Origin of the sequence: Nocardia sp. NPDC059240 (genome assembly GCF_042753865.1) — a bacterium.
Classification (GTDB): domain Bacteria; phylum Actinomycetota; class Actinomycetes; order Mycobacteriales; family Mycobacteriaceae; genus Nocardia.
This window is the reverse complement of sequence record NZ_JBHZAC010000009.1, coordinates 34,720-52,617: the sequence shown is the minus strand read 5'-3', so window position 1 is coordinate 52,617 and position 17,898 is coordinate 34,720. Positions and strand designations below refer to the sequence as shown.

Genomic DNA, 17,898 nt, shown 5'->3' with positions numbered 1-17,898 from the left:
TGGCGGTCATCTCACGTGTCGCTGTTGTCCCGGAACCACGGGTCATTGGAATTCAGAGCGGTGAGCAGGCGGCGAATGGCCTCCACCCGTAGCTCCTTGCCGGGCAGCTGGTCGAGCGCGCATTCCGGGTCGGCGGGCGGGCCCAGGTGGGTGCAGCCGCGCGGGCAGTCCTCGATGGCGTCGGCAAGATCGGAGAACGCCCCGATGACGTCGTCGGGCGTGATGTGGGCCAGACCGAAGGAACGCACGCCGGGCGTGTCGACGATCCAACCGCCCTCCGGCAGCGGCAGCGCCACCGACTGGGTCGAGGTGTGCCGACCCTTGCCGACCCCGGACACCACACCCACGGCGCGATTCGCGTCCGGCACCAGCCGATTCACCAGCGTGGACTTGCCGACGCCGGAATGGCCGATGAGCGCAGTGAGCTTGTCGTCGAGCAGCTCCAGCACCGGCTCCACCGGATCCTCGATGCCCGCGTAGACGATGGTCAGATCCAAATCCTCGAAGGCCGAAGCGAATTCGGAGGCGGCGTCCAGATCGTGCTTGGTCAGGCACAGAATCGGTTGCAGCCCACCGACATACGCCGCCACCATGGCGCGCTCCACGAACCCGGTGCGCGGCGGCGGGTCGGCCAGCGCCACCACGATGAACAGCTGCTCGGCATTGCCGACCACCACCCGCTCGAACGGATCGGTGTCATCGGCGGTGCGGCGCAACACCGTTCGCCGTTCGGCCACCCGCACGATGCGGGCCAGGGTGTCGGGCTTACCCGACAGGTCGCCGACCACGTCCACCAGGTCGCCGACCACGATCGGGGTGCGGCCGAGCTCGCGCGCCCGCATGGCGGTCAACGGCCGGTCGGGGTCCCCGTCCAGCACGCACCCCCAGCGCCCGCGGTCCACCGAAACCACCATGGCCACTTCGGCATCCAGATGCTGCGGCCGGGTCTTGGTGCGCGGGCGGGTGCCTTTGCCCGGGCGCACCCGGACATCGGTCTCGTCGTACTCGCGCCGCCTCAGTGCCCTGCTCCGGCCAGCATCTCTTCCCAGAGTCCGACGAAGTTCGGCAGGGTCTTGCCGGTGGTGCCGATGTCCTCGATCTCCACGCCCGGCGTGACCAGGCCGATGATCGCGCCCGCCGTGGCCATCCGGTGGTCGGCGTAGGAGCGCCACTGCCCGCCGGTGAGCGGGTTGGGCACGATGGTCAGCCCGTCCTCGGTCTCGGTGACCTTGCCGCCCAGGCGGTTGATCTCGGTGGCCAGCGCCGCCAGCCGGTCGGTCTCGTGTCCGCGCAGGTGCGCGATGCCGCGCAACCGCGACGGCGAATCCGCCAGCGCCGCAAGGGCCGCCACGGTCGGGGTCAGCTCGCCCACGTCGTGCAGGTCGATGTCGATCCCCGCCAGCCGTTCCGGCCCGCGCACGGTGAGCACACCGTCGAAGATGCGCGCCTCCGCACCCATGCGCACCAGGATCTCGCGGATCACATCGCCCGGCTGGGTGGTGTAGCGCGGCCAGTGCGGAATGCTCACCTCGCCGCCGGTGATCGCCGCGGCCGCCAGGAACGGGGTGGCATTGGACAGGTCCGGTTCGATCTCCCAGTCCACCGCGCGGATCTTGCCGGGCGCGACGGTCCAGGTCTGCGCCTTGCGTGGATCCTTGGGCGCGTCCACCCGAACATCGGCGCGCCGCAGCATCTCCACGGTCATCTCGATGTGCGGCATGGACGGCAGCGGCCCGCCGTCGTGATTGACCGTGATGCCCTGCTCGAACCGCGCCGCCGACAACAGCAGCCCGGACACGAATTGTGAGGAGCCCGAGGCGTCGATGGTGACCGGCCCGCCGCGCAGCGTGCCCGTACCGTGCACGACGAACGGCAACTGATTGCCGTCGATGTCGAGGCCGAGTGTCCGCAGCGCGTCCAGGATGGTGCCCAGCGGCCGCACCCGCGCCTGCTCGTCGCCGTCGAAGGCGACGTCCCCGTGCGCCAGCGCCGCCACCGGCGGCAGGAATCGCATGATGGTGCCCGCCAGCCCGCAATCGACCATGGCACTGGAGAATTCGGCCGGCGGGGTGACGGTGAGCGTCTCACCGTCACCCTCGATGCCGGTGCCCATGGCCCGCAGCGCCGCGATCATCAGATTGGTGTCGCGACTGCGCAGCGCGCCGGTGAGGGTGGACGGCCGATCCGCCAACGCGGCGAGAATCAGCGCCCGGTTGGTAATGGATTTCGACCCGGGCAGGGTCACGGTCGCGTGGACGGGAACTCGGACATGGGGCGCGGGCCAGAAAGTCACGTCCCCATCCTCGCAGACCCGCCTCCCCGAGTCTCTTGCCGATGAGTCAGGTTGGGGGGCCGGTCGCGTTGCGGACCACCGCTGGGAGCCGTACCCGGCTTCGCCCGTACCCGGTGAGTTACCCCGAACGTTACGAAATCAGTGGCCCGTTCGCGGATCGGGCAAGATCAAAGGCTGCGCGCGGTCCACAGCAGCCTGGCGTATACGTATATGGGTACGTATGCTTGTTCGGGTGATCGATCCCATCAGCCTCGTTGTCGGTGGCGCGCTCGTCGGTGGTGGCTGGCTCGCGGGCCGCTTCGGCTCCCGGCGCAAGAAGCCCGAGGCGGCCACGTTCAGCCCCGCCGTCTGCGGGTGCGGCCACGACCTCGCCCTGCACGACCGCGCGGCGGGCCACTGCCACGCCGAGAACTTCCGCAAGACCGGGAACGGCTTGAAAGCGTGGGCACGCTGCAACTGTCAGCGCTACACGGGGCCGACCCCGCTGGAGGAGTTCTTCAGCCCGACTCCCTTGCCACCCAGTCCATAACGCCGCAACGCCGGTCCCTGCGACGGGACCGGCGTTGCGACAGTAGATGTTTCGTTACTTTGCGCGTCCGTGGATGAACGGCACGATCTTGCGCAGCAGCTTCATGGTGCGGTCGGTCCGCGTGTAGGACAGCAGCGCCATGCCCGGAATCACGAAGCGCTGCTCCGCGATCGAATGCGGACGCGAGAACTCCAGCAGGCCCGGCGCACCGTGGATGCGCCCGATGCCGGACTCGCGCACGCCACCGAACGGGAGTCCGGAGATGGCCGCGTAGGACAGCACCGAGTTGACCGAGGTGCAGCCGACATCCAGCCGCCGAGCGATCTCCATGCCCTGCTTCTTGGAGTACACCGCCGAGCCGAGCCCGTACTTGCTCTTGTTGGTCAGCTCCACGGCCTCGTCGACGCCGCTGACCGTGCGGATGGTGACGGTCGGCCCGAAGGTCTCCTCGCACACCGCATCCGAGGACTCGTCGGTGTCCACCAGGATGACCGGTTCGATGTAGGGGCCCTTGACGGACTCGGGCCCGCCGAGGACGGCCTTGCCGCCGTTCTTGATCGCGTCCTCGATGTGGCGGCGCACGATATCGATCTGGCTGGGCATGGTCATCGGGCCGTAGGAGGCCTTGGCGTCCGAACCCGGCTTGATGTCGGTGAGGATGCGCTTGACCTCGGCGATGAACTCCGCGGCCACCGACTTGTCCACGTACACGCGCTCCACGCCCGCGCAGGTCTGGCCGGAGTTGGCCGTCGCGCCCCAGGCGACCGCGTCGGCGGCGGCCTTGATGTCGGCGTCCGCGGCCACGATCACCGCGTCCTTGCCGCCGCACTCCAGCAACACGGGGGTCAGCGTCTCGGCGGCCGAGGCCATGATCTTCTTACCGGTCGCGGTGGAACCGGTGAAGGCCAGCTTGTCGACACCGGACTTGACCAGTGCCGCGCCGGTCGCGCCGAAGCCGTTGATGGCGACGAACACGCCGTCCGGCAGGCCCGGATTCGCCTCGGCGAACGCCTTGGCCACGAAATTGCCGATGCCGGTGGAGTATTCACTCGGCTTGAACACCACGCAGTTGCCCGCGGCCAGCGCGTAGGCGATGGAACCGTTCGGGGTGTAGACCGGGTAGTTCCACGGTCCGATGATGCCGACCACGCCCAGCGGGCGGTATTCCAGGTGCGCGGCGAAATTGGCCATGAACGCGCCCGGAGCGACCTTGCGCGGCTTGAGCACCTTCTCGGCGTTGGAGGCGGCCCACTTGATGTGCTCCAGCGCGAGCATCAGTTCCAGGAAGGCGTCGTCGAGCGGCTTGCCGTTCTCGGCGTGGATCAGCTCGCACAACTCGTCGGACTTCTCGACCAGCTTGCTGCCCCAGCGCAGAATGTGCTTCTTGCGTTCGGCGTAGCTGAGCGCGCCCCAGGTGGCGGCGGCTCCGCGCGCCTTGGCGACGGCCGCGTGCACCGCCGCATCGTCATCGATCGGGTAGGTGGCGAGGGTTTCGCCGGTCGCGGGGTTGACCGAAGTCAGCGTGTCGGCCTGATCGAGCGGGGCGGTTTCGGTGGCAGTCATGAGTGTCGGCGATCCCTTGTGAGAGGTTGTTGAGACGAACGTCTCACACCGGTCAAGTGAAGTCAATTGCCATCACATCGCATGCGATTCATTCCTGGTGAGTGTCGGTGGCCGGTGGCAGCATGGTCGACATGTGCGGTAGGTACGCGACAACGACGAATCCCGCCAAGCTGGCCGTCGAACTCGACGCTATCGACGAGACCGGCGACTCGGGCTTCAATCCCAACTACAACGTGGCACCCACCAACCAGGTGCTCACGGTCGTGGAACGACACGACCGCGACCACCCGGAGGATCCGGCCACCCTGCGCGTGCGAGCCATGCGCTGGGGCCTGATCCCGGTGTGGACCAAGACGGCCGAGCCCGGCGTCCCGGTGAAGGGCAAGCCGCTGTTCAATGCCCGCGCGGACAAGGCCGCCACCACGGCCTCCTTCCGCGATGCGGTGAAGAAACGCCGGTGCCTGGTGCCGATGGACGGCTGGTACGAGTGGGTGACCGAGGCCGATTCGCTCGGAAAGGCCGTCAAGCGGCCGTATTTCATGTCCAAATCCGACGGCGGGCGGCTGTACATGGCCGGGCTGTGGTCGGTCTGGCGGGATCGCAGCCTGGGCGATGAGGCGAAACCCCTGCTGTCGTGCACGATTCTGACCACCGATTCGGTCGGGGCGCTGACCGATATCCACGACCGCATGCCGCTACCCATGCCGCGTGAGCATTGGGCGGCCTGGCTGGACCCGGATCACCCGGCCCCGGAGGAGTTCCTGGAAACGCCGTCACCCGCAGCGGTTTCGGACATTCTGATCCGCGAGGTGCCGTCGCTGGTGAACAGCGTGAAGAACAACGGGCCCGAGCTACTGGGGGCCGTGAACGAACAAGCCGGTCAGATCACGTTGATCTGACCGGCCCGCGAGTTGTTCGAATCCGCTACCCGCACTTGACCGACGGGATCGGGATATTCAGCGTGCACTTGAGCGTGTCCGCCGCCGAATCGATGATCTTGGTGATGACGCCGCCGCCGAGCTTCTCGGCCTTGTCGACGTGCTCGTCCTTCTTCGGTTGCTGTCCGCTGTCCGGTGCTCCCGGGTTGGGGAAGCTCGGATTGTTCGGCGCGGCCGTCGCGACGGTGGCCGTGAACGGGGCGGTTCCCAACGCGAGTGCCAGGGTTCCGGCCACGACAGCGGTGCGAATGGACAACCTCATCACATCCTCGGGTTCGAATCGGACCTTGTGGACAAAGGGTTCACAACTAGCTCACTGCTCGTTCCCAAGTAACTCACAGAAAGTCGTTCGAATTGTGAAATGACAATGCCCCCGTCGCGTCATTGCGGCGGGGGCATCGGCTATTCGATTGTTGTGCGCCAGGTCAGACCGTGGCGGCTGCCGTCTCGGACTCCTTGCGGGCCCCGATGCCGCCCGCGGACCGCAGCGGCACTTCCTTCCAGAACAGCACCAGGATGAAGCCGATCAGCGACACCACGGTGGCCGAGAGGAACACCCGGTCCATGGACTTGGCGAAGCCCTCCTTGAAGGGATGTGCCAGCGCCGGATCCAGCTTCTGGATGACCGAGCTGTCGTTCAGCACCTGACCCACGGCGGCGGGAGCGGTTTTCTTATCCGACAGCTGCTTGATGACGTCCTGGTCGGTCTGGCTACCGCCGCCCTTCTGCACGTTCTCGGCGGCAATCGAGAACGAGGTGCCCGGGTGGTTTGCGCTCTCCAGCGACGACGTGATGTTCGGCGCCAGCTGCGTGAACAGCACCGACAGGAACACCGCCACGCCCAGCGTGCCGCCGATCTGCCGGAAGAAGGTCGCGGCCGCGGTGGAGACGCCCATGTCCTTGGGCGGCAACGCGTTCTGCAGCGCCAGGGTCAGCGGCTGCATCAGGTTGCCCAGGCCGAAGCCGGTGATGGCCATGAAGATCATCACGACCCACAGCTTGGTGTCGGCCGAAACCAGGTGCAGCAGGAACAGACCCGAGGTCAGCAGCGCCGCGCCGACCGGCGGGAAGTACTTGTAGCGTCCGGTCCGCGAGATCAGCTGACCGGCCAGGATCGAGCCGGTCATCATGCCCGCCACCAGCGGCAGCATGAGCAGACCCGCCTTGGTCGGGCTCGCGCCCTGGACCACCTGCAGGTACTGCGGCAGCAGGGTGATGCCACCGAACATGGCCGCACCGACCACCACCGAGATGACCACGCCGAGGGCGAAGGTGGAGTTCTTGAACATGCGCAGCGGGATCAGCGCGGCGTCGCCCAGCTTGGCCTCGACGGCGATGAAGGCGGCCACGCCGATCGCGCCCAGCGCGTAGCAGAGGATGGCATGTCCACTGGTCCAACCCCATTCGCGGCCCTGTTCGGCGACCACCAGCAGCGGCACCAGGCCGACGATCAGCGCCGAGATGCCCATCCAGTCGATCGGCACCTTGGTGACGGGACGCTTGGGCAGCTTGAGCACGCGGGTCACCACGGCCAGCGCGATGATGCCGACCGGCACGTTCACCAGGAACACCCAGCGCCAGCCGGTGACGCCCAGGATGTGGTCGGTGCCCGAGAGCAGACCGCCGACGACCGGGCCGACGACGCTGGAGGTGCCGAACACGGCCAGGAAGTAGCCCTGGTAGCGAGCGCGCTCACGGGGAGACACGATGTCGCCCATGATGGTCAGCGCCAGCGACATCAGACCGCCCGCGCCCAGGCCCTGGAAGGCCCGGAAGGCGGCCAGCTCGTACATCGACGTCGCCATCGAGCAGGCCAGCGAGCCGACCACGAAGATGGAGATGGCGGCCAGGTAGAACGGCTTGCGGCCGTACATGTCCGAGAGCTTGCCGTAGAGCGGCGTGGCCAGGGTCGAGGTGATCAGGTAGGCGGTGGTCACCCACGCCTGTGCCGAATAGCCGTGCAGCTGATCGGCGATGGTGCGGATGGAGGTCGACACGATGGTCTGGTCGAGGGCCGCGAGCAGCATGCCCATGACCAGGCCGCTCATGATGACCAGGATTTGCTTGTGGGTGAAGCCGGCCGAATTGACTTCGGGCTCAGCGGCTTCCGCTGTAGTAGTCACGAATTGTTCTCCGCAGGTGCGTAATAGGACTGAAGGTCTTTGTGGGCGGCCATATCGGCGAGCATGCGCTGCCGGGTCACCTCGTAGCCGTCGACGAAGCGGTGCAGCAGGTTCGAGAAGGTGTCTCGTTCCTCGGCGGTCCAGCCGTCGAGCATGTGCCGTAGCGAGTCGTTGCGGCGGGTGCGGATCTGGGCGGCCACCGCGCGGCCGGTCTCGGTCACGTCCAGCACGCTGACGCGGCCGTCGGCCGGATCGGCGCGGCGTTCGATGAGACCGCGTTTCACCAGGCTCGCGACCTGCCGGCTGATGGTGGAGGCGTCGGAGTAGAGCGCCTCGGCCAGTGCGCCGGAGCGCATCGGGCCACCGTGGATCAGCTGGAACAGGATGGCGAACGCCGCGGGTTCGATCTCGCCCTGGGTGAGGGTCGCGATCTGCGCGTTGGTGCGGTCGCGCAGTTTGGTGAGCCGGGCGATCTCGTAGGCGATGGCATCGACGAGGCTGTCGTCGATGGTGCTGCCGAGGCCGTCGTCGATGGTGTCGGTAATCGCCGGTTCATCGTCGTTCACGGTCGGTCTCACCTCCTTGCTTCGGGCAACTTCTTGTATCCGTCAACTAGTTGTACGGCGCAAGTATTCCGATTTGGTTGCCCGATGGCAAGTTTTTTCCGGAGGTTGTGTCTCCGCTCACGGGGCGGCGACGGAAGCTGTCACCGCATTCGTGAGTCGTACCAGGTCAGCGGGGTTCAGCTCGATCTCCAGCCCGCGCTTGCCCGCGCTGCACAGCACCCGATCCCACTCCAACGCCGACGCATCGATGACCGTCGGCAGCCGCTTCTTCTGGCCCAGCGGCGAGATCCCGCCCAAGACATAGCCGGTAGTGCGCTCGGCCTTGGCCTTGTCGGCCATCGCGGCCTTACCGCCGCCCAGTGCGGCCGCCGCTGCCTTCAGCGACAACTTGGTCGGCACCGGCAGCACCGCCACCGCGAGTCCGCCCGAACCCAGCTCGATGACCAGCGTCTTGAAGATCTGCCCGGCGGTGACCCCGAGCTGCTCGGCGAGCGCCTCGACCGCCTCCGCTCCGTACGAGTCATGGTGCGGGTCATGGGAATACGCGTGCACCCGATGCTCGACTTTCGCCTGTACCAGTGCCTTGATCGCGGGGGTCGAAGCAGCAGCCATGGGCTCACCCTAACCATCGAACGCAACCGGATTTCCGGTGCTGGGAACAGGGTGAGCGCCGGGTCTGTTGCACGCCATACGCGCTTCGCAGCAACCGCTGGGCCCACGGTCGGCGAACGCAGGCAGCCCATTCACGAAGGAGGAGTCGGGTGACCGTTCTGGTCGAGGAGCGCCCGGTTTGGACCAGTTTCCTGGCCGAATCCCTGTTCGCGGTAGATTCAATTGCTACGGCGATCGAAGGGAACAGCGTGACGAGCGACGACGACAGGGTCGATCGCCAGCGTGATGACGACGCGGACAGCGAGAGCATCGACGCCGGTGACGACCAAGCGGTCGACTACGACGAAGTGAGCGAAAACGGCGCCAGGAGCGCCGAATCCGCTACGGAACTGGCCGCGCGATTCGAGCGCGACGCGCTCCCATTGCTGGATCAGCTCTACGGTGCGGCGTTGCGCATGACCCGCAACCCGGCCGATGCCGAGGACCTGGTGCAGGAGACCTTCGCCAAGGCCTACCAGGGGTTCAAGTCGTTCCGCGAGGGCACCAACCTGCGGGCCTGGCTGTACCGGATCCTCACCAACACCTACATCAACTCGTATCGGAAGAAGCAGCGCCAGCCCGCGCAGTATCCGACCGACGAGATCACCGACTGGCAGCTGGCGGCCACCGCCGAACACACCTCGCAGGGTCTGCGCTCGGCGGAGATGGAAGCCCTCGAGGCGCTGCCGGACGACGACATCAAGCACGCGCTGCAGGAGCTGCCCGAGGAATTCCGGATGGCGGTGTACTACGCCGACGTGGAGGGCTTCCCTTACAAGGAAATCGCCGAGATCATGGGAACCCCCATCGGCACCGTCATGTCCCGGCTGCACCGTGGCCGCAAGCAGCTCAAGGGCCTGCTCGCCGGTGTGGCGCAGGAACGAGGATTCAACCGGGCGGGCACCGATGCACGCGAGGAGGTAACCCAGTGAGCGACGATATGGACGATCTGGACTGCTCGGCGGTGCTCGCCGATGTCTGGCTGCTCCTGGACAACGAGTGCGACGCCGCCGTGAAGGACCGGCTGCGTGAGCACATCGACCGCTGCTCGCCGTGCATCGAGGCGTACGGCCTGGAGGAGAAGCTCAAGTCGCTGCTCAACCGCAAGTGCGGTGGCGACCGTGCGCCGGACTCGCTGCGGCAGCGCCTGACCATGGAGATCCGGACCAGCTACACGGTGGTCGAGACCCGGACCGACACGGCCGAATAACAGATATACACAAACAGTTGAGCGGCACCACTTCCCGTCGGGATGTGGTGCCGCTCAACAGTTTTCGAGCTATTACCGCAGCTCAGGCGTTCGGCCGCTTGCCGTGGTTGGCTGCGTTCTTCTTGCGGCCACGCTTCTTACGTCCACGCTTACCCATAGGTAATCTCCCTTCAGTCGGTCGCCATTCTTTCACGTGTGGTTGGCTGTACCTTCAGGGGCTACAGGTCACTCGAAAGCGAGAGGTGTTCATGGCTGAGGAAGTGCTGGCCGAGATGGTGTCGACCGTGCAGGAGATCCTGGTCTCCGTCGGCGACGAAGTGAAGGCCGACGATCCGGTGGTCATGCTCGAGTCGATGAAGATGGAGATCCCGGTCATCGTCGAGGGTCCCGGCACCGTTGCCTCGATCAACGTCAAGCCCGGCGATGTGCTTCAGCCCGGCGATCTGATCGCCGTCATCTCCTGACAGTTCTCCCTCGAGAGCACGCAGCCGCAAGCCCCCGACCCGCTGCTGACACACCCTGTCCGTATCGCGTGGGAACATACACCCGACGTGGGAACAGAGGAGTGTGGGTGAATGTCGACACTGAGTGATCTATTGGCAGAGCACACCGACCTACCGGGTGCGGCCGTCGACCATTTGCAGCGGGTGGTGGGGGACTGGCAGCTGCTGGCGGATCTGTCGTTCGCCGATCTGCTGCTGTGGGTGGGGACCGGTCCGATCGCCGAGGGCGCGGAGGTGGTGTGCGTATCGCAGTGCCGCCCGACCACCGCGCCGACCGTGCATCCGGAGGATCTGGTCGGCAGCCTCGCCACCAAAGAGGCGAATCCGCATGTGTTCGAGGCACTGCTGAACGCCGATATCGTCCGGTACGAAACCGATACCGCCCTGACCGGCGTCTATCACCCGCATCCCGTGCACGCGGTGCGCGAGGCGATCCCGGTGCGGGTCGGCGACGACATCATCGCCGTGCTCGGCCGCGACACCGATGTGCAGCGCCGCAAGATGCGCTCCAGCCTCGAGATCGCCTACATGTCGTGCGCGGACGACCTGTGCCAGATGGTCGCCGACGGCACCTGGCCCGCGCTCGAGGATCGCACCGGCGCGCACTCCAGTCCGCGCGCGGGCGATGGATTCATTCGCCTGGATACCGAGGGCACCGTCAGCTACGCCAGCCCGAACGCGCTCTCGGCGTATCACCGCATGGGTTTGCAGAACGATCTGGTCGGCCAGGATCTGGCCCTGACCACCCGTTCGCTGATCACCGACCCGTTCGACGCACAGGAGGTGGTCGGCGACATCCAGGCGGCCCTGGCCGGAAAGGCCGGGCGCCGAATGGAAGTCGAGGCACGCGGCGCGACCGTGCTGTTGCGCACCCTGGTGCTGCGCCCGCACGGCGAGCTGGCCGGGGCGGCGGTGCTGGTCCGCGATGTGACCGAGGTCAAGCGCCGCGACCGTGCGCTGTTGTCCAAGGACGCGACCATCCGTGAGATCCACCACCGGGTGAAGAACAATCTGCAGACGGTGGCCGCGCTGCTGCGCCTGCAGGCCCGCCGCACCGAGAACGAGGAAGCCCGCCTGGCATTGACCGAATCGGTCCGCCGGGTGACCTCCATCGCGTCGGTACACGAAATGTTGTCCATGTCGGTTGACGAAGAGGTCGATCTGGACGAGGTGGTGGACCGCCTCTTGCCGATAATGGCCGATGTCGCGACCGTCCACACCGCCCGGATCAAGGTGCGCCGCGCCGGCTCGCTCGGCGTCTTCTCCGCCGAACGCGCGACGCCGCTGGTAATGGTGCTCACCGAATTGGTACAAAACGCGATCGAGCATGCTTTCGACGCGGGTGAGAACGGGACGGTCACAATCCGTTCCGAGCGTTCGGCCCGCTGGCTCGACGTCATCATCAGCGACGACGGCCGCGGCCTGCCCGATGGATTCAGTTTGGAAGCCTCCGACCGGTTGGGCCTGCAAATCGTCCGCACACTCGTGACGGCCGAATTGGGTGGATCGATCGGACTGCATCCGGGCGCCGATGTCGGCACCGACGCGGTGCTGCGAGTTCCTTTGGGACGCCGCTCCGCGCGTTGATCAATTAAGTTGTTCGACGCATAAGTTCGGGCGTAGTGAAAAATCTGCGCCCGAACTTTCGTTCGAAAGCTCGAATCCCGTTCACCGAGAAATTCGCCCTTTACACACTGAAGCCCGGCACCTGTATTGGTGCCGGGCCGAATTGCGTTGCGGCCCCGAGGCTGGGATGGGCCGTAACGCCTATCGTCTTAGCTGGTCAGACGACGGTACGGGTACGGGTTCGCGCGTTGCGACGCTTCAGCGCGCGACGCTCGTCTTCGCTCATACCACCCCACACGCCGGCATCCTGGCCCGACTTCAGGGCCCAGGAGAGGCAATCAGCGGTGACGGGGCAGCGAGCGCAGACCAGCTTGGCATCGGCAATCTGCGCGAGCGCCGGACCACTGTTTCCCACCGGGAAGAACAGCTCGGGGTCCTCGTCGCGACAGATGGCCTTGTGGCGCCAGTCCATTCCTCTGCTCCTTTGCTAGGGCGCGCGCATGGCGCTGCCCCTTAGGTTTGTGGTCCGTTCACTTGTGCGACTCGAATGTTTCCGCACGGTTGCTTGTGAATGCTTTCACGAACACCGTAGATGTCAATAGATACCTGGTGCACCGTGGGGAAGCTCACGCTGTAAGACCCCTACCCGGGGGTCCGCCGTGTCATTTGTACTCGGTCGAGCGGGTTTTCGCAGCGCAACAGCGATAGTACTCAGGTGTGTCGAACCGGCTAGGGCTTCGGCGCGACCACATCGAGGATATCCGGGACGGCTGTGAAATTCACCATGTTGCGCCGACCGATGAAGTCGCCGTCGATTTGCAAGCCGATCGGTTCCTCCGCCGTGACGGTCACCGCCGGAACATCGTCCTCGCGAAACAATTTGTGGCCCTTGGGATCCGCATCGGTGGACAGCAACTGGCGGGCGATCATGAGGGTCGGCACGACGCTCATGGTGCGCATGGCAAACACCCCGAGACCCGATTCGAAGGTTGTCTCCGGGTTGGTGACCACGGGCGTGTTGTCGAGATAAGTCCAGGGACTGGCATTGGTCACGAATGCGTAATGGACATCCGTAACCGGTTCGTGACCCGGAATGTCCAGGGTCACTTGCGCGGCATGGCGTTTCGCGCGGAAGAACTGCTTGACCGTGGTGCGCAGATAGCGGGCGGGCGTGGCCGCCTTGCCGTTCGCGCGCTTGTCGTCGATGGCCTCGCAGACATCCGCGTCCAGGCCGACGCCCGCGCTGAAGGTGAACCAGCGATCATCGGCGACGCCGAGTCCGATGCGGCGGTCGGCATCGTCGGCGAGCAGATCGATGAGCTGATTGGTGGCGGTCACCGGATCCGGCTCGATACCGAGCGAGCGCGCGAACACATTCGCCGAGCCGCCCGGAATGACGCCGAGTCGCGGCAGCCATTCGCGCTGCGGCTGACCGGGCAGCGGCAGGAAGCCGTTGATGGTCTCGTTCACGGTGCCGTCCCCGCCGTGCACGACGATCAGATCCATGCGGGTGTCGGCGGCCCAGCGGGCCAATTCGGCGGCGTGGCCGCGGTGCTCGGTCTGGCGGACGGTGAGCTGAGTGCGGGATTCCAGGGCGTGAGCCAGCAGATCGCGAGTGGACCGAGTGGTCGAGGTGGCATTCGGGTTCACGATGAGAAGCGTCCGCACGTGATGCAGCCTACTGAGGTCCCGCGCGACCCGACCGCCCGAGTCTCTCGGAAACGAGTGAGCGGGTCGGTCCGAAACGGGTGGGCGGGTCCAGGATTCGACAACGACGCTCGGTCGTAGGCTGGGCGGGTGGCTGAGCAGAACAACGGCGAGAACACGGCGGCGGACGAGATCGAGGCGGTGCCGACGACGGTTCGCGTCGCGGGGGCGCTGGTCGCGCTCGAGGGCGCGGCGGGCCTGGTCGCGATGGTCGTGCTGATCATCGTCGGGGCCGACGGGCACGCGCAGAGCTCGAAGAACAGCTATCTCACCGCCGGGTACGCGGCCATTCTGGGCGGCGCGGTGCTGGCTGCGGGGATCGGGCTGATGCGCGGCAAGCGGTGGGGGCGGGCCATCGCGACGCTGACCCAGCTGTTGCTGCTGGGTGTCGCGTACTTCATGTTCACGTCCGACCGGTTCGAATTCGGCCTGCCGCTGGGGCTGCTGGCGGTCGCGGCGCTGGGCGCGTTGTTCGCGCCCGCGTCGAACCGGTGGATGGCCGCCGGGTACGGGCTGTCGGAGGACTAGCTCCGGCGGTAAGGGCGGCTCAGCGGCCCGCAGCCGGACTTTTGGACGCTCGCCCACCTTGGGTGAGCGAGCGCTTTTCCCGAGGCGTCAGTCGTCCGCGTGCGACGCCAGGCGGGACAGGGCCGAACCGGTCAGCCGGTAGCCGGTCCATTCGACCTGATGCTCGGCCCCGATGGACTCGTAGAAGTCGATGCTCGGGGTGTTCCAGGTGAGCACCGACCAGTCGACGCGGGCGTAACCCTGCTCGACCGCCTCGCGGGCCAGGGTGGCCAGCAGGCTCTTGCCCAGGCCGTGGCCGCGCGCCTCCGGCTTGACGTAGAGGTCCTCCAGATAGACCCCGTGCACGCCCTTCCAGGTGGAGAAGTTCAGGAACCAGATCGCGCAGCCCACGACACCGGCGTCGGTCTCGGCCACGTGCGCGTAGAGCGCCGGCGTCGGGCCGAACAGTGCGGTCTCGAGCTGAGATTCGGTCAGGGTGCACTCGTCGGGAGCCTTCTCGTACTCGGCCAGATCATGGACGAGTCGCACCAGTGCCGGAATATCGGCGAGGGTGGCACGGCGGATCATTCGGCGGCCCCTTCCTGCGGGTCGAGTGGCGGAACCAGATTGTGGGTGAGGATGGTTCGCGCCTGGTGATCGTGTCCCAGCACGGTAACCGCGGCGGTCGACATGAAGAATCGGCGGCCTTCGAGCACCTCGAATTCGCACCAGCGGGCGATGAGCACGCGGGAGAAGTGACCGTGGCCGACCAGCACCACATCGCGGGTGGCCAATTCCGGAATGACGGTCGCCAGCACGTGGTCGGCGCGCTTGCGCACCTGCTCGGCGGTCTCGCCCTCGGGGGTCTCGCCGGTGAAGATGGTCCAGCCCGGCGACATCTGCTGGATCTCGGGGGTGGTGAGGCCCTCGTACTCGCCGTAGTCCCATTCGACCAGGTCGTCGTCGATGATGGCGTGGCTCAGCCCGGCCAGTTCGGCGGTGTGGGTGGCGCGGCGGCGCGGACTGGTCAGCACCAGTGGATTGCGTAAATCCAAGTCGTACAGCAGTTTTCCGGCGGCCCGCGCCTGCGCCTCACCGATCTCGGTGAGCGGCACGTCGGTGCGGCCGGTGTGGCGGCGCGCCGCCGACCACTCCGTCTCACCGTGTCGCAGCAATATCAACCGGAATTCGCCACCGCTCATGGAAGCGATCATGCCGGACGGCCGGTCCGAAGTCTCAGGAGGCAGGCCCGCCGACGCCGTAGAGCTGGGTGCCGCGACGCTCCAGGAACATCGTGCCCGACACCGCCAGTGAGATGGGCTGACCGTGGTAGTCGCTGCGCTGCAACGGGATTCGGGTGAGCTGCGCGCCGGTATTGGGATCCAGCGTGGCCAGCCCGTCGGCGACCGGGACGATGAGCTGCCCGGCCATCAGCGCCGGGGTGCCGAGCACTTTCGCCGCGCCCCACAACGGGTCGAGGGTGCTGGGGTTGAGGGCGATCAGGTTCTCGCCGGTGAACACGAAGTACCCGGTCGACAGCCGCGCGACCATGGCATCACCGGTCATCGGACCCGAAAGCTGGTGGGTGGCAACCAGATTGCCGTTCACGTCGTAGAGCGTCAGCACCGGCGGGGTGGTCTGGGTGCCGGGCAGGTACAGCGCGATCCGGGTGTCGGACACCGCCAGCACTCGCGCCCCGTCCACCGCGCCGCCCGGCTCGTTGAGCACGTGCGAGCTGTATTCCTCGGGGGAGGTGCTGTCCTTGGGTGCCGGGTTGAGAATGGTCAACCGGTCGGCGGCGTCCTTGGGGCAGTGTTCCAGCACCGCCACCCGGCTGGGTGCCGACTCGGCCGAGAGCAGCGTGCAGTCGCTGCGCGGCTGGGTGCGCGGATTCACCGGGGCGTCCACGTAGCCGTATTCGAGGGTGCGGACCAGATCCGACCGCCACATCTCCATGCGGTTGTCGCCCAGGGCCAGCACATAGGTGCCGTCCGGCCACAGCGTGACCGCCTTGTCCATGTAGCTGGAGCGGGCGGCGACGCGGGTGCCGGTCTCGGCATTGAGCAGCGTGGTCTGGCTGCAGCCGCGATCGTCCTTGTAGGTGGCGATGACGGTGCCGAACTGGACTTCCGCCTTGCACAGCGGAATATCCCGCTCGTAACGCCAGACCTGTTCGCCGGTGCGCGGATTGCGCCCGGTGACGGTGCCACCGTCGGCGGTCACGGCCACCCCGCCCACCACGAGCGAGCGCATGGCCGACCCGTCGGGCTGGTTCCAGAGTTCCTGCACTTGGCTGGGCACCGGCCCGCCCGTCGCGGGCGCCGGCAGATCAACCGCCGCCGATTGCGCATGCGTCCCGCGCACGCCGCTGGTCAGCACCACCGCCAGTATCGCGATCGCCACCACAGCGGCAATCGCGACAGCGGTGAGAATATCGGCGCGCGTCCGCCGCTCCGGTGCGAGCACGACAGCGAGACTAGCCGATCCGCCCCACCCCGCGACGGCGGCGAGCACGTCCAGGCCCCCGAATCCACCCCACCCCGGCCTACCAGTCACGCCGGACCAGCCCGAACTGCATACGGCGACATCCGATTCGACCCGCCGTGCCCCGCCGGGGTGATGGCCGCCGAACGCAAACCGGCGCGGTCGCCACCGGAGTGACGACCGCGCCGGCGCGCGCTGATTCGTGGTTAGGCCGAAGCGGCCACCACGTCCGCGGTTTCGGCGGTTTCGGCCTTCTTGCGACGAGTCCGCTTCACCGGAGCCGCAGCCTCACCGTTGGTGGCGGTGCCCGATTCGGCGACCTCCGTGACGGCGACGGCCTTGCGGACCCGTTTGCGCGGGGCTTCCACGGCCTCCGGCGCGGTCTCGGCCGTGGAGGCCACGGCCTTGCGAGTGCGCTTGGCCGGGGCCTTCGGAGCCTCGGCGACCGGCGCGTCAGCGGCGGCCGCTTCGGTGTCGGCCTTGCGGGTCCGTTTGCGCGGGGTGGCCTTCGGGGCCTCCTCCACGACCTCGGCGACGGCCGCCTTGCGAGTGCTCTTGCGAGCCGTCTTCTTCGGCGCTTCACCGTCCACCGCGTCGGGGGCGGTGACCGCCACGTCGGCATCGCTGCTCGCGGCCTTGCGGGTCCGGCTGCGCGGCGCCTTCAGCACCGGCGCGGCCGAATCGGCCTCGGCCGCAGCCGATTCCGCCGCAACCGCAGCGGTTTCGGCAGTGGCTTTGGTGGTGCGGCGGGTCCGCTTGGCCGGTGCCTCGGCAACCGGCTCCGCGGCGTCGGCAACGACCTCGGATGCAACAGCCTCGGCTTCGACCGCCTTCACGGCCTTCCGGGTCCGCTTGCGCGGCGCTTCCTCGGCCGCGGCCGGCTCGGCGACGGCAGTGGTTTCCGCGGCGACCGATCCCTCGGCCACAACGGCCGATTCGGGCTTGACGGCCTTACGGGTGCGCTTGCGGGGTGCCTCGGCGATCTCCGCGACGCCTGCGACCGCAGCCGAATCCTCCACCGCCGGAGCGGTTTCCGAGGTGGCGGCCTTGGTGCTGCGGCGCTTGCGTGGCGCGGTCGGCTCGGCGGCGACGGTGTCTGCCACTGCCGGGGCGGTGGTCGCCACGGTGGCGACGGGAGTCTCGACGTGCGAGAACAGCCCGGCGGGTGCGGTGGCCGGCGCGCTTGCGGCCGGAACCGCGTTGCCGTTGACCGGTTCGACGGTGGTGGTGTCGAGCTCCGCCGCGCCGCGGTTGCGGC

At 67.3% G+C, this 17,898-nt stretch carries 20 protein-coding genes; 7 read left to right on the top strand and 13 right to left on the bottom strand.

Features of this window, described 5'->3' with window-relative positions; all coding sequences use genetic code 11:
* Nucleotides 1-11: 11 nt before the first annotated feature.
* Together rsgA and aroA are read right to left on the bottom strand one after the other, a co-directional pair.
* A complete protein-coding gene (gene rsgA / locus ACFXHA_RS30115) occupies nucleotides 12-1,049 on the bottom strand; it encodes a ribosome small subunit-dependent GTPase A (protein WP_379362687.1) in 1,038 nt (345 codons plus the stop codon).
* Complete coding sequence (gene aroA / locus ACFXHA_RS30110; protein ID WP_379362355.1) at nucleotides 1,016-2,293, bottom strand: 3-phosphoshikimate 1-carboxyvinyltransferase; 1,278 nt, start codon at nucleotides 2,291-2,293, stop codon at nucleotides 1,016-1,018. The genes rsgA and aroA overlap by 34 nt, the downstream gene beginning before the upstream one ends.
* Before the next feature lie 232 nt (nucleotides 2,294-2,525).
* Between aroA and ACFXHA_RS30105 the strand changes: the two genes are divergently transcribed.
* The gene (locus ACFXHA_RS30105) at nucleotides 2,526-2,822 is read left to right on the top strand and encodes a hypothetical protein (protein ID WP_379362354.1); all 297 of its coding nucleotides are present in this window, start codon (nucleotides 2,526-2,528) and stop codon (nucleotides 2,820-2,822) included.
* A 54-nt stretch (nucleotides 2,823-2,876) separates the two neighbouring features.
* Here ACFXHA_RS30105 and ACFXHA_RS30100 read toward each other — a convergent pair whose 3' ends face one another.
* The gene (locus tag ACFXHA_RS30100) at nucleotides 2,877-4,385 is read right to left on the bottom strand and encodes an aldehyde dehydrogenase family protein (RefSeq protein WP_379362353.1); all 1,509 of its coding nucleotides are present in this window, start codon (nucleotides 4,383-4,385) and stop codon (nucleotides 2,877-2,879) included.
* A 131-nt stretch (nucleotides 4,386-4,516) separates the two neighbouring features.
* Between ACFXHA_RS30100 and ACFXHA_RS30095 the strand changes: the two genes are divergently transcribed.
* Entirely contained in the window at nucleotides 4,517-5,284 is a 768-nt protein-coding gene (locus ACFXHA_RS30095; RefSeq protein WP_379362352.1) for an SOS response-associated peptidase, read from the top strand.
* A 25-nt stretch (nucleotides 5,285-5,309) separates the two neighbouring features.
* On the opposite strand, the gene ACFXHA_RS30090 is transcribed toward ACFXHA_RS30095, so the two are convergent.
* The 4 genes from ACFXHA_RS30090 to ybaK all read right to left on the bottom strand — a co-directional run bounded on the left by ACFXHA_RS30090 (nucleotide 5,310) and on the right by ybaK (nucleotide 8,624).
* Nucleotides 5,310-5,585: a hypothetical protein gene (locus tag ACFXHA_RS30090; protein WP_379362351.1), complete on the bottom strand. Its 276-nt coding sequence runs from the start codon at nucleotides 5,583-5,585 to the stop codon at nucleotides 5,310-5,312.
* A gap of 163 nt (nucleotides 5,586-5,748) precedes the next feature.
* On the bottom strand, nucleotides 5,749-7,371 hold the full coding sequence (locus ACFXHA_RS30085) for an MDR family MFS transporter (RefSeq protein WP_379362686.1): 1,623 nt from the start codon (nucleotides 7,369-7,371) through the stop codon (nucleotides 5,749-5,751).
* A 71-nt stretch (nucleotides 7,372-7,442) separates the two neighbouring features.
* Nucleotides 7,443-8,012 carry a MarR family winged helix-turn-helix transcriptional regulator gene (locus tag ACFXHA_RS30080; RefSeq protein ID WP_379362350.1) on the bottom strand — a complete coding sequence of 190 codons (570 nt, stop codon included), beginning with the start codon at nucleotides 8,010-8,012 and terminating at the stop codon, nucleotides 7,443-7,445.
* 117 nt (nucleotides 8,013-8,129) lie between these two features.
* Entirely contained in the window at nucleotides 8,130-8,624 is a 495-nt protein-coding gene (gene ybaK, locus ACFXHA_RS30075; RefSeq protein ID WP_379362349.1) for a Cys-tRNA(Pro) deacylase, read from the bottom strand.
* Between the two features lie 347 nt (nucleotides 8,625-8,971).
* On the opposite strand from ybaK, the gene ACFXHA_RS30070 reads away from it, so the two are divergent.
* Both ACFXHA_RS30070 and rsrA read left to right on the top strand, forming a co-directional pair.
* Entirely contained in the window at nucleotides 8,972-9,595 is a 624-nt protein-coding gene (locus ACFXHA_RS30070) for a sigma-70 family RNA polymerase sigma factor (RefSeq protein ID WP_379362685.1), read from the top strand.
* Nucleotides 9,596-9,603: 8 nt separating this feature from the next.
* Nucleotides 9,604-9,873 (top strand): mycothiol system anti-sigma-R factor, encoded by a 270-nt coding sequence (rsrA, locus tag ACFXHA_RS30065; protein ID WP_379362684.1) that lies wholly within the window; start codon nucleotides 9,604-9,606, stop codon nucleotides 9,871-9,873.
* A gap of 82 nt (nucleotides 9,874-9,955) precedes the next feature.
* On the opposite strand, the gene ACFXHA_RS30060 is transcribed toward rsrA, so the two are convergent.
* Entirely contained in the window at nucleotides 9,956-10,030 is a 75-nt protein-coding gene (locus ACFXHA_RS30060) for a 50S ribosomal protein bL37 (protein WP_153805149.1), read from the bottom strand.
* A 91-nt stretch (nucleotides 10,031-10,121) separates the two neighbouring features.
* Between ACFXHA_RS30060 and ACFXHA_RS30055 the strand changes: the two genes are divergently transcribed.
* Together ACFXHA_RS30055 and ACFXHA_RS30050 are read left to right on the top strand one after the other, a co-directional pair.
* The gene (locus ACFXHA_RS30055; protein ID WP_213559751.1) at nucleotides 10,122-10,337 is read left to right on the top strand and encodes a biotin/lipoyl-binding carrier protein; all 216 of its coding nucleotides are present in this window, start codon (nucleotides 10,122-10,124) and stop codon (nucleotides 10,335-10,337) included.
* A 111-nt stretch (nucleotides 10,338-10,448) separates the two neighbouring features.
* Entirely contained in the window at nucleotides 10,449-11,963 is a 1,515-nt protein-coding gene (locus tag ACFXHA_RS30050; RefSeq protein WP_379362348.1) for a sensor histidine kinase, read from the top strand.
* Between the two features lie 196 nt (nucleotides 11,964-12,159).
* Here the strand turns inward: ACFXHA_RS30050 and ACFXHA_RS30045 are convergent, their stop codons facing one another.
* Complete coding sequence (locus ACFXHA_RS30045; RefSeq protein WP_011211115.1) at nucleotides 12,160-12,414, bottom strand: WhiB family transcriptional regulator; 255 nt, start codon at nucleotides 12,412-12,414, stop codon at nucleotides 12,160-12,162.
* Nucleotides 12,415-12,671: 257 nt separating this feature from the next.
* Nucleotides 12,672-13,610, bottom strand: coding sequence for a diacylglycerol/lipid kinase family protein (locus ACFXHA_RS30040; protein ID WP_379362347.1), 939 nt, complete (start codon nucleotides 13,608-13,610; stop codon nucleotides 12,672-12,674).
* A gap of 129 nt (nucleotides 13,611-13,739) precedes the next feature.
* On the opposite strand from ACFXHA_RS30040, the gene ACFXHA_RS30035 reads away from it, so the two are divergent.
* Nucleotides 13,740-14,177: a hypothetical protein gene (locus ACFXHA_RS30035; protein ID WP_379362346.1), complete on the top strand. Its 438-nt coding sequence runs from the start codon at nucleotides 13,740-13,742 to the stop codon at nucleotides 14,175-14,177.
* A gap of 87 nt (nucleotides 14,178-14,264) precedes the next feature.
* On the opposite strand, the gene ACFXHA_RS30030 is transcribed toward ACFXHA_RS30035, so the two are convergent.
* From ACFXHA_RS30030 to ACFXHA_RS30020, 3 genes are read right to left on the bottom strand one after another with little or no spacing between them, the layout of a single operon-like run.
* The gene (locus tag ACFXHA_RS30030; protein ID WP_379362345.1) at nucleotides 14,265-14,744 is read right to left on the bottom strand and encodes a GNAT family N-acetyltransferase; all 480 of its coding nucleotides are present in this window, start codon (nucleotides 14,742-14,744) and stop codon (nucleotides 14,265-14,267) included.
* On the bottom strand, nucleotides 14,741-15,358 hold the full coding sequence (locus tag ACFXHA_RS30025; RefSeq protein WP_379362344.1) for an acid phosphatase: 618 nt from the start codon (nucleotides 15,356-15,358) through the stop codon (nucleotides 14,741-14,743). The genes ACFXHA_RS30030 and ACFXHA_RS30025 overlap by 4 nt, the downstream gene beginning before the upstream one ends.
* A 34-nt stretch (nucleotides 15,359-15,392) precedes the next feature.
* Nucleotides 15,393-16,622: a PQQ-binding-like beta-propeller repeat protein gene (locus tag ACFXHA_RS30020; protein ID WP_379362343.1), complete on the bottom strand. Its 1,230-nt coding sequence runs from the start codon at nucleotides 16,620-16,622 to the stop codon at nucleotides 15,393-15,395.
* Nucleotides 16,623-17,898: the final 1,276 nt, after the last annotated feature.